This is a genomic window from Paraburkholderia bannensis (assembly GCF_014200455.1).
Lineage (GTDB): Bacteria > Pseudomonadota > Gammaproteobacteria > Burkholderiales > Burkholderiaceae > Paraburkholderia > Paraburkholderia bannensis_A.
The window spans coordinates 18,758-34,454 of the sequence record NZ_JACHBW010000037.1 but is presented as its reverse complement, the minus strand read 5'-3'; the positions used below and the strand labels follow the sequence as shown (position 1 = coordinate 34,454).

General features: G+C 65.1%; 8 protein-coding genes and 2 pseudogenes. 8 read left to right on the top strand and 2 right to left on the bottom strand.

Translation table 11 applies throughout. The features are described from left to right. Positions 1–155: 155 nt before the first annotated feature. Positions 156–1,214, top strand: a pseudogene (locus tag F4827_RS33710) (IS5 family transposase); the annotation flags it as partial. A 39-nt stretch (positions 1,215–1,253) separates the two neighbouring features. On the opposite strand, the pseudogene F4827_RS33705 reads toward F4827_RS33710, so the two are convergent. Beyond that, a pseudogene (locus tag F4827_RS33705) lies at positions 1,254–2,318 on the bottom strand (endopolygalacturonase); the annotation flags it as partial. 526 nt (positions 2,319–2,844) lie between these two features. Between F4827_RS33705 and F4827_RS33695 the strand changes: the two are divergent. The 6 genes from F4827_RS33695 (at position 2,845) to F4827_RS33670 (ending at position 13,596) form a co-directional block, all read left to right on the top strand. Beyond that, on the top strand, positions 2,845–4,716 hold the full coding sequence (locus tag F4827_RS33695) for a DUF2138 family protein (protein WP_183733235.1): 1,872 nt from the start codon (positions 2,845–2,847) through the stop codon (positions 4,714–4,716). Between the two features lie 2 nt (positions 4,717–4,718). Next, positions 4,719–5,396 carry a DUF1175 family protein gene (locus tag F4827_RS33690; protein WP_183733232.1) on the top strand — a complete coding sequence of 226 codons (678 nt, stop codon included), beginning with the start codon at positions 4,719–4,721 and terminating at the stop codon, positions 5,394–5,396. 8 nt (positions 5,397–5,404) lie between these two features. Continuing rightward, positions 5,405–10,198 carry an alpha-2-macroglobulin gene (locus tag F4827_RS33685; RefSeq protein WP_183733229.1) on the top strand — a complete coding sequence of 1,598 codons (4,794 nt, stop codon included), beginning with the start codon at positions 5,405–5,407 and terminating at the stop codon, positions 10,196–10,198. Between the two features lie 7 nt (positions 10,199–10,205). After that, complete coding sequence (locus F4827_RS33680; protein ID WP_409258897.1) at positions 10,206–11,924, top strand: DUF2300 domain-containing protein; 1,719 nt, start codon at positions 10,206–10,208, stop codon at positions 11,922–11,924. Positions 11,925–11,987: 63 nt separating this feature from the next. Continuing rightward, a complete protein-coding gene (locus tag F4827_RS33675; protein WP_183733247.1) occupies positions 11,988–12,755 on the top strand; it encodes a DUF2135 domain-containing protein in 768 nt (255 codons plus the stop codon). A 40-nt stretch (positions 12,756–12,795) separates the two neighbouring features. Beyond that, positions 12,796–13,596, top strand: coding sequence for a YfaP family protein (locus F4827_RS33670; RefSeq protein WP_183733226.1), 801 nt, complete (start codon positions 12,796–12,798; stop codon positions 13,594–13,596). A 29-nt stretch (positions 13,597–13,625) separates the two neighbouring features. On the opposite strand, the gene F4827_RS33665 is transcribed toward F4827_RS33670, so the two are convergent. Further along, positions 13,626–14,459 carry an oxaloacetate decarboxylase gene (locus F4827_RS33665; protein WP_183733223.1) on the bottom strand — a complete coding sequence of 278 codons (834 nt, stop codon included), beginning with the start codon at positions 14,457–14,459 and terminating at the stop codon, positions 13,626–13,628. Between the two features lie 230 nt (positions 14,460–14,689). Between F4827_RS33665 and F4827_RS33660 the strand changes: the two genes are divergently transcribed. Continuing rightward, positions 14,690–15,694: a LacI family DNA-binding transcriptional regulator gene (locus tag F4827_RS33660; RefSeq protein ID WP_183733244.1), complete on the top strand. Its 1,005-nt coding sequence runs from the start codon at positions 14,690–14,692 to the stop codon at positions 15,692–15,694. Positions 15,695–15,697 lie beyond the last annotated feature (3 nt).

The following is a 15,697-nucleotide window of genomic DNA, read 5'->3' as shown; positions in this document are numbered from 1 at the left end:
CAGCGCCGACCATAACTCGTTACTGATTTTTCGTCTGGCCATGCCGCCAGGATATGGCTTTCATGGCCTCATGTCCAGGTTGTGTTAGCCGCTCTAAATTGGGCACGTTCGGATCTAAGCGGGGGGTATCGGGTAACTGGTATTCCTACCGCAATCAGGTATTCACCGGCGAGACGTACCTGCAGACCGAGCCGCCGATCGATCCGTCGAGCCTGACGCGCTGGCGCAAGCGGTTGGGCGAGGCTGGTGTCGAAGAGTTGCTGGCCGAAACAATCGAAGCGGCAAAGCGTGCTGGCGTGATCAAGGCCGCAAGCGTGAAGCGCGTGATTGTCGACACGACGGTCATGCAGAAAGCGATCGCACACCCGACCGATTCGCGACTCCTTGAACGGTGCCGCGAACATCTGGTGAAGGCCGCAGCGCGGCACGGCCTGAAGCTGAGGCAGAACTACAACCGCGAGGCGCCGCACCTGGCGCGTCAGATTGGCCGCTACGCTCATGCGAAGCAGTACAAACGAATGAAGAAAGTGCTGCGTACGTTGCGCTCGCGTGTGGGCCGGGTGATGCGTGACGTGGAAAGGCAGATCGATGCGGTCTGCGAAGGCGATCGCGCGGACCTGCAGGAACTGATTGGGCGCACGAAGCGGATCCTGTCGCAAAAGACAAAGGACAAAAACAAGCTCTACGCACTGCATGCGCCAGAGGTGGAGTGTCTGGCCAAGGGCAAGGCGCGCACCCCATATGAGTTCGGGGTGAAAGTGTCGATCACGACGACGCACAAGGAAGGCCTGGTTGTTGGCATGCGCTCGATGCCGGGCAATCCGTACGATGGTCACACGCTCGCAGAGGCGCTGGAGCAGGCGGAGATCCTGAGCGACGTCACGCCAGAAATCGCCGTCGTGGACCGCGGCTACAAGGGCGTAGACATCGAAGGTGTGAAGATCTACCACCCGGGGTTGCGGCGAGGCATCACGCGCGGATTACGGGCAATGATCAGACGGCGCAGCGCGATTGAGCCAGCCATCGGCCACATGAAGACAGATGGCAAACTCGATCGGAACTGGCTGAAGGGAGCGCTCGGTGACGCGATGCACGCTGTACTATGCGGCGCCGGTCACAACCTGCGGATAATCCTGAGGAAGCTGCGGCTTTTTTACGCCTTTGTTCTCATCGCCCTGTTCATCCCGGTCGATCGGAGAGCATCCGCCGGCTGACGCCGACGACGGCCAAAACGAATTGTTCAGGGGCGACTAATGACCGTTGCCGAAGATGCGTTGTTCGACCGCTACACCCAGTTCCGCCAGCGCGGGCAAGTAATTCTGATCCTGCGCCCATGAAGTGCCCGCATCGAGCAGCGGCAACAGCGTGGCTGATTCAGGGTTCGTGATCGAGGAACTGCTGAGCGAAGTGAGCGCCGCATTGTTCGGATTCGCATAAGCCTGCGATGGCGTCGACGAACTTGCGCAATCATACGCGCCATTCGTTCCCTTGAACGTCCACCAGCAGAACGACGGCGTCGTGCCGTTGGCCTGCGCGGGCGTCATCGACTGGCCGTTGAGGATCGAGGTATCGCCTTCGCCGCTCAGGCCAATGTTCTGCTGCTGATAAGCGTAGACCGGCGAGCCGAAGTTCAGGCAGTCGTTAGCCTGCCAGCGCGTCCAGTAAAGATTGCCGTTGGCCGTGGCATGCGGGCCGCTTGTCGCATAGTCCGCTGGGTTCGGGCTGAAATAGATCGTGCAGTTCGCGCTCAGATGGAAGTTGACATTGCTAAGCAGTACGATGGGGCCGCCGCAATACCAGTTGCCTGCAGGTACGACCACGCGCCCACCGCCTGCCGCATTGGCGGCGACGATCGCATTGTTGAAAGCCTTACGCGAGTCGAAGGTCGTACCGGTCAGTGACGCCGACACCATCTGGTCCGCGCCCGGGCTGGTTGGCGACGCGCTCTGTCCGAGCCAGGGAATCGCAGGGCTCCAGGCTGTCGCGGCAACCACCTGCGAGGTGAGCGGCGTTGCGCCATAGGATGTGACAACGAAGTCCACCGAGGCGAACATCGAAGGCGTGATGTGCTGCAACGCGTCGATGATCTGCTGGGCCGCGCCCGTGGACCCCCAGATCGGGTCGACAGGAACCGGCGTTGTACTCCCCGAAGCGCCTGCCGGTGTATCGACATTCCCGCCGCAGCCGGGCAGGCTGCCCAGCAAGGTTGCCCCCGCAGTTGCGCCGGCCAGTGCCATGAAATTGCGGCGTCCCGGTGAGGCGGGCGTGCCGGCTGGACGGATCGAATTCAAGCGCGTGTCGTTCTTCTGCGTTGTCATGAATGACGCCTCCTGTTTGTCTCGCTGATGTTTTTTGTCTTTGACCGTCTGCGCGGCGGCCGTAGTAAGCGGCCGGTTTTGGACAAGGATTGTTGTTAGACAAGATGTTTATTGTCAATCGACATTGGCCAGGTAGTGACCCTGATATGACAACTTGGGCGGCAAAAAAGGACAGCATGGGAGCGTGAACCCGTCAGACAAACAGAAGCGATGAAGCAAAGGATCGAAATGGTGCGTATTTTTTACGTATTAGTTGAGCACTCTCAAACTCATTCGGTAAATCATGGTTTAATCAACTGGATTAAGCGTTACGCATATCCTTAATTAAGAAAAATGCGCGCCTTCATGTTGCTAAAACACATTTTGGGGTAGTATTCGAGCCTGCCCTAATTAGCCGATTGCGGTAACTAAATGCCCCGCAGGGAAGATCGCGCTAATGACGGCCATGCGTCCGCAGCAAGGCAGAACGCGGGCGCGCAGGAAATGGCAAGAAAAGACCAATATCAATTCCAGGGCATTCGATCCCATGAAGTTAACGCGCAAAAAGACCGCGATAACCGTTGCGGTTTTAATCGTTGCGCTGGTCGCCATTCAGGCGATTTGGCGACCGTTCGGCGGCAAAGGGGCATTCCGCTCTCACGAAGCCGCATTCGATATTCGATATCCCGACGCCATCATCGACAGCGCCGCACTTTCGCGTTTGCCGCGCGACATGATTCGGGTGCCATTACTGCACGCGCTGCTTACGCGCGATTTCGTCGACTATTACCAATCCAATGCCGCGCGACTGTCGGCTGAAGGCGCGGTGCGCCGTCTCGCCTTCGAGCACGATCTCGACTGGCGCGACGAACTGATCAAGCGCGTCTTTGACGAACCCTCACGCGTGTTGCTCTGGCGTTCGCCCGATGGACGCCTCGGCTACTGGGTCATGACGATGCGTCGCAACGGCCTCGCGAAGTTGTTGCAGGCCGTCGGCAATGTTGCCGCGGGTGATACGCAGTTGAGCCAGGCGGCCACGCTATCGGGAGGTGTGCCCGTCTATGCGCTCAAACTCGCGGTGGGTCACACCCTGCTGTTCGCCGCGAAGGACGATCGCCTTGTCGTGATGTCGGAGCCCGGCATCCTGCTCGATGCAGACGGCAAGACCATCGGCGATCGCGCCTCGGCGCTCGGCAAAATGCTCGATGACGGCGGCGCGGACGCCCTCCATACCTATCGCCTCGACGACGCCCCCGAAGTCAACGGTCATCGCCTGATCGTCTCGGTCAACTATCTGTCGTTCGGCTACCAGGCCTTTTTCGCGGGCGTGAACGCCTTGCGCTTCGACTTCGCCGCGTCCGGCAAGAACGCTGACCCGGCAGACGCCAGCGGCACATGGAGCACGGCGGCCCTGATCGATCCGGCTCATCTGCCGCAGCACTGGAATAGCGCCGATCTCTGGCGCGCGCTGCCCGCCAACGCCGCGGCCTGCGCGAGCTTGCCGGTGGACTGGAACGACGCCGCCAATCTGTTCGACAAACTCGGCGACGGCGAACAGGCCGCCTCGAAGATCGTACGTGAAAGCTTCGCGGGCCCTGCTGGCGTGTGCTGGTACGCGAAATCGACGCTGGTCGCGCCGGTCTTCGTCGCACGTCTCAAACCGCAAGCCGTGCAGGATCCGACGCAACTCGCGGCGATCAAGAGCGCGCTCGCGGGCGCCTTCGGCGACGCCATCGGCGCTTACGAGGCGAAGGCGGGCAACGAAGCCGGTTATCGCCGTCTGCCCGTGAAGGCGAGCGAGCCGTCCGCCGACGTCAGCGTCTGGACACGCCCCGTTAGCGCGCGCTCGGGCACGGCGCAAAGCGCTGGCTCGTCCTATGCGGCGCAGTTGTCCGCGCCGCGCTACTTCCCGGTCACGCTCGCGCTCGCGCACGGTTACGTGGTGTTCTCGCCCGATGCGCGTCTCGTGGACGACACGCTCGCCGTGCTCGACAAGCGCTATCCGGCGATTGCCGATACGCTCGCGCCGCAGCGCCTCGCAGCCACCGTGATGTCGATCACGCCCGCCACCTCGGCGGCGCTTGTGGAGCGCGAAGCCGGGCGTTCATTGCCGGCCGATCAGGAAGCTGTGTTCCGCAACGCCGCGCGTACGCATCTGCTGCCCAAGCTGCACGCGGTCGCCAGCTATGCGCCGTTCGCGCTGAGCCTGCCGGATTCGTTGCCCTCGTCGCTGGGCTGGGTGCCGGTGCAATGGCACTTCGAATCGCGCGCCAGCGCATCGCCGCGCGGCGACACGGCGGCGGGGCGGCCGCTCGGCGCGGGTCCAAAGGACGCCGACGATACCGGCGATAGCGAAGGCTCGCACGATCAAGCCAATCAAGCCAATCAAGCCGACCAACCCGGCACGAGCGCGAATTGACCATGCGCCGCCGGTTCCTCCTCAGCAGCGCGGCAGCGCTCGGCATGGCGCTCACGCGACCCGCGAGCGCGCTGATGCCGACCCAGGCCGCGCCCGATCCCGATGCGCTCACGCCCGAGCAATCGGCGATCTTTCGCGCCTGGTTCGTGCGTATCGTCGATCAGCAGATCCGGCGCGGTCCCACGCCGCGCTGGACCCAGCGCGACTGCGCGGGCCTCGTGCGCTTTGCCGCCATGGAAGCGCTGCGCGAGCACGACGCGCGCTGGCTTAAGGCCAACGGCATGAACAGCGCCGCCGACGCGAGCCGCCTGCCGCCCGAACTGCGACTGAGCGAACAGCAGCGCACGTTGGCCAACCGCTGGACCCGCATCGACGGCAGCGTGGGCGCTTACGCCTCGGCCATCGCGCTGATCCAGCGCAACAGCCGTTTCGTTTCGCGCGACGTCAATCAGGCGCTTCCGGGCGACCTGCTGTTCTTCGATCAAGGCGACGACCAGCATCTGATGATCTGGCTCGATCGCTACATCGCTTATCACACGGGCACCGTCACGCCGACCGATAGCGGTCTGCGCGCCGTCGCCGTTTCCGACCTGATGCAATGGAAAGATTCCCGCTGGCAGCCGTTCGACGGCAATCCGAATTTCGTCGGTGTGTTTCGTTTCGCGTTTCTGACGCCATGAGTGCCGCCATGCAACGTCTATTCGTCGCTGTGCTTTCTGTCCTGATGTCGATGAAACGCGCGCCTTCGCGTGCCCGCCTGCGCGTTTCGACGTTCCTCGCCGCGTCTGCCTTCCTGCTCGGCGCGGGACTCGCGCCCGCCTGGGCCGATGACGACCCCGCGCAACAGAACATCGACGCCAATCCCACACTGGGCGCGCCCAACCCGAGCAATTATCAGGAAGTGCAGGGCCAGCCGTTCTTCCTGCTCTCCGATGCGAGCTATGGCAGCAACCAGCTTGCGCAGGTGCGTCTGGAAGCGCCGGGCCGCGAATACCAGTCGGAACTCGAAGGCTATGGCGGCGCGGATATCGTGGTCTACAAGGTGCCGAATCCACTCGCGTTCCTGAAGGCGCAAAAGAATCTGCATCGGCTGAACATCAAGCCGAACTATCAGGGCGAAGGCCTCGCGAATACGCTCGCGTATCTGTGGGACCGCTGGTTGAGCGACGCGCGCCGCGCCTGGCAGCGCGTGCTGTCGTTCGCAACGCGCAGCAAGGTCACGGAAGCGAAACCTGAATTCAAGCTCGGCGATCAGGTGAGCGCGCCCACGCATTTCGAGCCCGAATCGCACTTCGCGCCGTTGCGCGGCTATGACCTCGTGACGCGGTTCCGCTATCCGATCTGGAATGCGAAGACGATCCAGCCGCCCAAGGGCGTGAACCTCGAAGGCAGCAGCAGCAATTTCATCGAAGCGTCGACGGGCAACGTGATGATTCCGATCGGCAAGCTGCCGCCGGGCCTCTACCTCGTCGAGGCGATGATCGGGAACTATCGCGCGCATACGCTGCTGTTCGTTTCCGATACGGTCGCCGTGGTCAAGGCGGCGTCGAGTGGCCTGCTCGTGTGGACCGCGCGCCGCGACAACGGCCAGCCGGTGCCCAATACCGAGGTGAACTGGACCGACGGCGTGGGCGTGCTGCAAAGCGGCTCGACCGGCGCGGACGGCGCGCTCGTGCTCGATCACGTTTCGCCGGAGCGCAGCTACGTGATCGGCAGCGATCCGCAGGGCGGGGTCTTCGTATCGGAAAACTTCTACTACGACAGCGAGATCTACAACACCAAGATCTATCCGGTCACGGACCGGCCGCTCTATCGCCCCGGCGATACGGTGCATGTGAAGTTCATCGGCCGCACCTTCCAGAGTGCGAACCAGTCCACCGCACCGGCTGCCGCGCTGCTTAAGCTCGATGTGGTCGATCCGAACGGCGCGCCCATCGCGACGCGCAACGTGGATTTCGCATCGGAAACGGGCGGCGAAACCACCTTCACGCTGCCGACCACGGCGCAGGGCGGCGGCTACACGCTGCGCTTCGACTACAACGGCGACACCTACGGCGGCGCGTTTCGCGTGGCCGAATACGTGAAGCCGCACTTCGACGTCAATCTGACGATGGACAAGTCCGACTACGCAACCGGCGACACGCCCAAGGGCAAGATCGCGCTGCGCTATCCGGACGGCAAGCCGGTGAAGAACGGCAAGGTGTCGGTGACGCTGCGCGCGCAGAAGGTGGCGATTGTCGATGGCGAACTGAACTACTCGGGCCTCTTCCCGGTGAAGCTCGAACAGCAGGAGCTGCAAACCGATAGCGACGGCAACGCCACGCTCACGCTGCCCGCCGCAAAGGAGCCAAGCCGCTACGCGCTCACGCTGTTCGCGCAGGACGGCGCGGCGTACCGCGTGCGCGTAACGCGCGAAGTGCTGATCGCGCGCGGCGCGACGCCGTATCGGCTGAGCACGGCGAAGTCGTTCTCGCAGCCGCATGAAAAGCTGACGTTCACGCTCGCGGCGCTGGCGAACAACGCCAGTGCGGGCAACAACGCCGCCCCGGCGCACAAGCCCGCGAAGTGGGAGTGGACGCGCCTCGAATCGCAGACCAAAGCCGAAGGCACGCTGCCCGCCCCCGGCGCGGATGGCCGCGTGAGCTTCCCGCTGCAGTTCGACGAACCGGGTTCGTACATGCTCTCGGTGAAGGACGATGCGGGCAATCTGCTCGCGGCGGCCAGCCACTGGGTCGCGGGCGATGGCCTCAAGGCGATCCCCGGCAGCGTCGAGATCGTGTTCGACCGCGACCACTACCAGATCGGCGATACGGCCGAGGCGCTCATTACCTTCCCGTACGCAGTAGACGATGCGCTGCTCACGCTCGAACGCGACAGCGTGGAGGCGCGCGCGCTGCTCACGAAGGGCGCGGACTGGCTGAGCCTCACGCGCGTCGCGCCGACGCAATGGAAGGCGCGTATCAAGGTCGGTGCGCAATTCGCGCCGAACATGACATTCTCGGTGCTCTATGTGCATAACGGCGAATACGTGTTCCAGAACGCGGGCATCGTGGTCGCGAAGCCGTCGATCGATTTGAGCGTGAAGAGCGACAAGGCCGTGTACCAGCCTGGCGAAACGGTCACGCTCGATCTTGGCAGCGCGCTGGCCGGCAAGCCCTTGCCCGCGCATCTGACCGTGAGCGTGGTCGACGAGATGGTCTACGTGCTGCAGCCGGAGATTGCGCCGAATATCTCGGACTTCTTCTATCACCCGCGTCGCAATAACGTGCGCACCACCTCCAGCCTGTCGTTCATCACCTACGATCTCGCGCTTTCGGCGATGCGCGGCGCGCCTGGCGGTCCGCAGCGCGGCCAGTACAACGAGCGCGGCGTGAAGGTGCTGGAGCGTCCGCGTCGCGACGATATCGACACAGCCGCATGGCAAGCCGATCTGCAAACCGACGCGAGCGGCCATGCCCGCATGAGCTTTCGCATGCCTGACGCGCTGGCGCGTTGGCGCGTCACCGTGCGCGCGATTGCGGCGGACGGCACGGTTGGCCAGCGCACCGCGTATGTGCGCTCGGACAAACCGCTCTACCTGAAATGGAGCGGCCCGGCGAGCTTCCGCAGCGGCGATCAGCCGGTGATCGACATGATCGCGTTCAATCAGGGCAATGCCGATGTGGACGCGCAATGGGCCGTCAACGGCGCGGGCCTGGCGGTCGATCGCAAGGTGACGCTCAAGCCTGGCGCGAACTATCTGGCGCTGCCGCGCGTGGCGCTCACGCCGGGTGTCGTCGATGCGGCGCTGCGCGTGAACGGCCGTGACATGGACCGTCTGCAGACCACGGTGAGCCTGGGTGCGCCGGGCTGGCTCGATCTGCGCGAAGTGCCGCTCACGCTCGACACGAATCCGAAACCGCTGGCGCTCGCGCCCGATGCGCAGGATGTGCGCGTGCGTTTGGTGGCGAACGGCACAAGCCAGTTCGCGCGTGTGGCCGACGATCTGATCGAGTATCCCTACGGATGCGCGGAACAAACGTCGAGCCGCCTGATTCCGCTCGCACTCGCGCATGACGTGCTGGACGGCGCGGGTTCGCAAAGCACAACCCAGGGCATCGAAGCACGCCTGCGCAACCAGCGCCAGCGGCTTGCGCTGCTCGCGGGCATCAACGGCGCATTCGGCTGGTGGGGCGATACCACGGGCGGCAGCGCGTTCATCACCGCCTACGCGTATTACGCGGACTGGCTCGCGAGCCGCAGCCTCGGCATCACGCTGCCGGACAGCAACTGGCAGCACGCGCTCGATGTCTATCGCGACGAAGGCGCGAAAGAGCCGTTGCTGCATCGCGCGCTCGCGCTCTGGCTGCTCCAGCAGATGGGCCTGCCGGTCGCAACGCCGGTGGCGGGCGTGGCCGGTCAGCTCGCGCAACAGACATCGACGATGTTCGATCAGGATGCCAAAGCATCGCGCGACAACTACGGCGTCGAGGACAGCCTGGTGTTTGCCGCGCCCGATTCGCCGCGCGGTCTGCAAGCGGCGGCGATCTTGACGGCATGGACGGCGCACGCCACCAACGCGAGCTTGCCGGAAGGTTTCGAAGCGCTCGCCGCGCGCGCGCGCGCCTCGCTGATGACGAACCCCACGCCGCTGATCCAGGCGCTGCTGGCGATGGCGGGCGACGCGGGCACGCCGGTCGATGCGAACGCGGTGCTTGCGCAAAGCAGCGCGTCGTATCCGACCGTCGACCGCGCGCTCACGCTGCTGTGGCTGCGCAAGGCGATGGCCGGCTCGCGTAACGGCGACACGGCGCAGGCCTTGCCGACGCTCCAGGGCAGCGGCTGGACGCGCACCTCGACGGCCACCGGCGCGAGCCTCTGGAAGTGGACGGGCGCGCAGCTGCCGACCTCGCTCGACGTGGGCGTGGCGCGTCCGGACGTTGCAGCGCTGGTCTCCTATCGCAGCCGCGCAGTGCAGGCGAGCCGCTTGCCGGTGAAGATCGAGCGCGTGTTCTATCGACTCGATCCGATCGCACCGAAAACCGATGCCGACAAGGCCGAAGGTCATTCCACCTTCGAGGCGCATCGCGTGAAAGCGGGCGACGCGATCGACAGCAATGCGCTGTATGTCGACGAAGTCACGCTCACGCCGCAGGACAAATCGGCGCTGCACTACGGTTTGCTGGACGTGCCGCTGCCGCCGGGCGGCTCGGTCGAGGCGACCAGTTGGGGCATGAGCATCGACGGCCTGCCAGGCGCGGCCGAGGGCGGCGGCGGACCGCAGCCGTTCGCGCGCGCGGCCAGCTATGAAATGGGCGATCTGAGCTATCACCAGCCGGTGCCGCTGCTCGACCGTCCGGTCGCGCTGCGCCAGCTCGTGCGCTTCGCGGTGCCGGGTGCCTTCACGATGCCGCCGGCGCGCTACTTCCGCATGTATCAGCCGGAGCAGAAGGCGTACGAAGGCGGCCGCAGCGACCGCATGGTCACGCTGCGCATCGAGTGAGGTCGAGGTGAAAGGGCGCATCTTCCGCAGAGCGGGCGTGCAGGCCGTGGCGTGGCTGCTTGCGCTGTTGTGCGCAAGCGCCGCTCATGCCGCCGCGCCGCCGACATTGCGCTTTGCGTGGCTGCGCGACGGCAGCGCGCGCCTGTGGACCTTCGACGCGAACGACGCGGCCACGCCTGCCTCACCGGGCGCCGGCGTGGCGTTGCCGGTGACGCTCGGCACGCAACTCGGCAGCGTGTGGAAGCTGTTCGTCTACGCCTATCTCGTCGACCGGCAGATTCCAGCGCCCGACTATCAGTGCCAAGGCGGCGACCGCGAAGAGGTGTACTGCTGCATGACGGGCGGCCACATCGACCGCGAGCGCGCGCTGGTGCAATCGTGCGGACTCTTCTTCGAGCCGCATCGGCTGCAACTCGATCCGGCGGGCTGGCGGCAATATTGGCGCAGGCGCAATGCGCCTGCGTGGCTGCTGGACCTCTATGCGCTGAAGCCCGATAAGCGCGTGCGGGTGGACGAACTGCTCGCGGCCTTGCAGGCGATTCCCGCGCGCGCCCGCGACGAGACCGGCAATACGCTGGTGTCGGTCGTCACCAGCGGGCGCGGCGAAGGCACGGTGTCGCTCTACGGCAGTTTGCTGCGCGCCAAGACCTGGACCATGCCCGATCCATCGAATGCAGGCGGCTACGAAGGCGGCGCGGCGGGCTGGCTTGCCGATGGCACGCCGGTCTGGATGGGCGGGCGCGGCGGCAGCGTGCGCGTGCTGGCGGCGGCTGCGCCGCGCATCGCGCCGCTCGTTGCGCAAAGCACGGTCGCCGATGACCGTGCATGCGTAAGCGTCGAATTCTTTTCCCGATATCCGATACGAAACGTCTTCGATACGCGCGCGGGCGGGCGTCCCGTGCAGCCGGGCCTGCTCGACGGCACGTTCAGCGTGGCGTTCGAAAACGGCAATTCGCTGCCGATCGAAAGCCATGGCGACATGCGCCTCGATCGCGACGACGATGGTCGTCTGCATATCGTCGGGCGTTTTGGTATGAACGACTACATTGCGCGCGTGGTCGAGCGTGAAGGCGACACGGCGCAGCCGCAAGCGGCGCGTGCGCTGGCCGTGGCGGCGCGCAGCTATCTCGTGCAGAACGCGGGTCGCGAGCGCGGCTGCTACGAAATCGACGACAGCAGCCGCACGCAGCGCGTCTTGCCGCGCCCGCCGCGCGCCGCGTCGCGCAACGCCGCCGATTTCACCGATGGGCTTGTGCTCGCTGGCGTGCCCGTGCAATTTCATCACGACAAGGCGGCGCCTGGGCAAATGAGCTGGCTCGACGCCAGGGCCGCCGCGCAGCGCGGACTCACCTTCGATGCGATCCTCGCGCGGACCTGGCCGCAGGCCACGCTCACATCGTTCGCCAGCCCGCTCGCGGGCGACTGCGAGCCGGTGGTGGGCGCGCGCGAGTGGCTGGGGCGCGAAGCGCCGCTCTGGGCGCGCCGCCTCGCGAGCGAACCAGGTTATGAGGAACCCGAATTACCAGCAGTGTGCGAAGTGACTTCGGGACGCCCGTATGCGGACGCCGGGCGCAACCGCGTCTACATTCGCCGCCTGCGCTCCGACGACGACCGCATCGCGCTGACTCACGAATATCTGCATCTGGCATTCGCGCATCATCCGCGCGGCCAGGATGAGACGTTCATCGAGCAGACCGCGCGCAAGCTGATTCTCACGGGAAGCTGAATGACGATGAAACCGTTCGCGCAAGCCTGCGTTCTTGCCGCCTCGCTCGCCAGCGTCAACGTCATGGCGGGCGGCGATGCGTCGCCGGAAGGCGGCGCGCTCGCGCGCATGACCGGCGCATTCAACGGCTGGCGGCATGGCGGCCTCACCGACGAAGGCGAGCAATACGTCGCGGCATACCCGCGCCCGCCCGTCGATCGCGGCGCGCAACGCTTTCGCACGCTGATCGAAGGCCAGTTGAAACATGTCGATGCGCACGCGCGCCGTCCGCCCATGCTCGTCATCAACGGCAACGCCACGCCGCTCTATACCGACGAACAGGGTGGGTTCGCGCGTCCGTGGGCGTTCGGCGCGGGTTCGAATAGTATCGAGATCATTTCGCCCGACGGCACGAAACATCAGCGCATGCAGTTTTACGAGGCGGATCGCACCAAACCGCAGGCCAGATTGCGCGCCATCGTGACCTGGGACGATCCGCGTGCGCAAGTCGATCTGCACGTCATTACGCCGGGCGGGCTGCACGCTTTCTTCGCGAATCCGGTCCTTGAAGACGGCAGCGGCTTCGACGTCGATTCCGTCGATGGCGCGGGACCGGGGATCTTCTCATCGGCCGCGCCCGAGCACGGAACCTGGCTATTCTTCCTCAATTACTGGGGCAATTTCGATTCGACCGGCTATAACTTCGACGCGCATGCTCACGACCGGGATGTGATCACCGCCACGCTCACGCTCGTGTTCAACGAGAACACGCCGGGCGAGCGTCGCGAGACACGCGTGGTGCCGCTGCGCAAGATCGGCGATCTCGTGCTCGTGAAGAGCGAGCGGCTTTGAACGCGCAACGGCAAACAGACTCATTGACAAGCGTACGAACATGAATGCGATCCGCCTCAAATCCCGTCCCGCGTGCCGCGCTCTGGCCGCCGTTGCGCTGGCGATCTGCGCGTGCGCCGCGCAGGCCGACACCATCGAGTTCACCGCGCCGCTGAACGGCTGGCGCAATTCGGCGGGCGATGAAGCGCGTTATACGCAGGACGTCCACTATCCTGCCGTGGCGGTCAGCACGCCCGAAGGGCAGAGCTTGAACGCGCTGATCGCAGGGCAGATCAAATCGGCGCCGAAGGCGAAGTCGGCCACGTCGGTGGGCACGCTGGTGGTGAACGGCACGCCCATGCCGCAGCGTATCGAAGAAGACGGCACGTTTTCGCGGCCTTTCGCATTCGGCTCGGGCAGCAATGGCGTGGAACTGCGCACCAGGGACGGCACGCGAAAGCGCGTGCAGTTCTACGAAGCCTACGCGAACAAGACGCACCCGCGGTTGCGTATCGTACTGGCCTGGGACACCGACGGCACCGATCTCGACCTGCATGTAGTTTCGCCCGATGGCGTGCACACGTGGTACGGGGATCGCGTTGCGCCCAACGGCGGCGCGCTCGACGTGGACGTGACGACGGGTTACGGCCCGGAGATCTATTCGAGCGCCGCGCCGCTGCACGGCACGTATCTGGTCTACGTGAACTACTACGGCCAGGGCAATAGCGGTGCGGACATGACGGTGGCGCAGGTCACCATCATCACCGACGAAGGCACGCCAAACGAAAAGAGCGAGACGATTCGCGCGCCGATGCGCAAGGCGGGGGAACTGACGCTCGTGAAACGCTTCACGATTCCTTGATCGTGCATCAGGCATTCACGAGCGCTGAATTAATCCGGCGTGCTGAATAAATCGTTGAGCTGGTTTCCGGGCGCTGCGTTGAGGAAGCCATCGAAACGGCCTTCGCGCAGCGTTTCCACGGCGCGGATGAAACCGCCCCAAGCGGAGCGGGCCAACGCGCCGCCCACGCTGATGCGCCGCACGCCTAGTTCTGCGAGTTCCTGCACCGTGAACGGGGAGACCGATCCTACCAGCAAATTCACCGGCTTCGGCGCGACTGCCGCCACGACTGCGGCGATCTGCTCGCGCGTATTCAGGCCCGGCGCGTAGAGACAGTCTGCGCCTGCATCCGCGTAAGCCTTCAGACGTGCGATCGTATCGTCGAGATCGGGCACGCCGACGATGAAGTTTTCCGCGCGACCGATCAGCAGTGTGTCGCCGCCGCGAGTATCGATGGCGCTGCGCGCCGCCTTGATCCGTTCCACGCTAACGTGAATCGAGCGCAACGGCGCATCGGCGTTGCCGGTCGAGTCTTCGATGGAGAGGCCAGCGATACCGGTATCGACGGCGAGCGCTACGCTTTGCGCCACGCCCGCTGCATCATCGCCAAAGCCGCTTTCGAAGTCGGCATTGACGGGCAGATCGGTGGCCGCAACGATCTCGCGCAGATGGGCGAGAACCGCATCGCGCGAGACGTGGTTGTCCGCCAATCCGTGCGACCACGCGAAGCCGGAGCTGGTGGTGGCGAGCGCCTTGAAGCCCGCGCTTTCGAGGTACCGGGCGCTGCCTGCGTCCCAGGGATTCGGCAATACAAAGCAGCCCGAAGCATGCAGGGCGCGGAACGCGGCGCGTTTTTCCGCGACGCTGCGTGGCGAAGAGGACATGGCGTGTCTCCTGAAAGTGTCCTGAGGACAGGCGTGCGAAGGTTCGAAAAGCGCTGAAGCGCGCCGTGCATTGTGCGCCTGTGCGCGCCGCCGCGCTCTGGCCGTGCGCGTGCGGCGACAACCTCGTTTTCAGGCCGCTGCGCCGCTGCCGCTAAAATAGGCGCTCTTCACACCTCGACCCGTTTGACCCGATGGCCAATTCCCCTGCACCGAAAACCACGCCGCCGCGCATGTCCGATGTCGCCAGCCTCGCAGGCGTGTCGAAGATGACGGTCTCTCGCGTGCTGGCGGGCCGCAGCGCCTCGGAAGCGACGCGCGCACGCGTGCAGCGCGCCATCGACGAACTGGGTTATGTCGCGGATGCGGCTGCGGGCGCGCTGTCGTCGGGTCGTTCGTCGTTCGTCGCGGTGCTGGTGCCGTCGATGTCGAGTTCGAACTTCTCGGACACCGTGAGCGGCCTGACCGCCGTGCTGGAGGCGCAAGGACTCGAACTGCTGATCGGCGATACCGACTATTCGCTCGAACGCGAGGAGCGCCTCGTGCGCCAGATGCTGCGCCATCAGCCGCGCTGCATCGCGCTCACCGGCTCGCAGCACACGCAAGCCACGCGCACGCTGCTCGCGCGCTCGGGCGTGCCGGTGGTCGAGATGTGGGACCAGCCCGCGCATCCCATCGATATGTCGGTGGGCTTCTCGAACGTGAGCGCGGCGCGCGAAATGGTGCGTTATCTGGCCGGCAAAGGGCATAAGCGCATCGGCTTCATCGGCGGGGGGAGCGAGCTGGACTGGCGCGGCCTCGATCGCCTCAAGGGCTATCAGATGGAGATCAAGGCGCTCGGGCTGGGCGAGCCCCGTGTGGTGCGGCTGGGCGATTCGCCGGGCACCATGAGCCACGGTGCGCCGGCCATGACCGAAATGCTCGAACGCTGGCCCGACACCGATGCGGTGATGTGCGTCAGCGATATGTCGGCGTTCGGCGCGATCATGGCATGCCAGCGGCGTGGCCTGTCGGTGCCGGGCGATATCGCCGTGGCCGGCTTTGGCGACTTCGAGATCGCGGCCTGCTGCCACCCGACCATCACGACCGTTTCGGTCGATGCCTACGGGATCGGGCGGCGCGCGGGCGACGCGCTGCTCGCCGCGCTTGCCGACGAGGAAGACGAGATCGCTACCCGTACGCGCCGCACCGTGAAAACGCGCATCCAGTACAGCGTGGTCGAGCGCGAAAGCGCCTGAAAT

Coding starts and splice junctions, on each gene's coding strand:
- F4827_RS33695 (WP_183733235.1), top strand. CDS start 2,845: ATGAAGTTAACGCGCAAAAAGACCGCGATAACCGTTGCGGTTTTAATC.
- F4827_RS33690 (WP_183733232.1), top strand. CDS start 4,719: ATGCGCCGCCGGTTCCTCCTCAGCAGCGCGGCAGCGCTCGGCATGGCG.
- F4827_RS33685 (WP_183733229.1), top strand. CDS start 5,405: ATGCAACGTCTATTCGTCGCTGTGCTTTCTGTCCTGATGTCGATGAAA.
- F4827_RS33675 (WP_183733247.1), top strand. CDS start 11,988: ATGGCGGGCGGCGATGCGTCGCCGGAAGGCGGCGCGCTCGCGCGCATG.
- F4827_RS33670 (WP_183733226.1), top strand. CDS start 12,796: ATGAATGCGATCCGCCTCAAATCCCGTCCCGCGTGCCGCGCTCTGGCC.
- F4827_RS33665 (WP_183733223.1), bottom strand. CDS start 14,459: ATGTCCTCTTCGCCACGCAGCGTCGCGGAAAAACGCGCCGCGTTCCGC.
- F4827_RS33660 (WP_183733244.1), top strand. CDS start 14,690: ATGTCCGATGTCGCCAGCCTCGCAGGCGTGTCGAAGATGACGGTCTCT.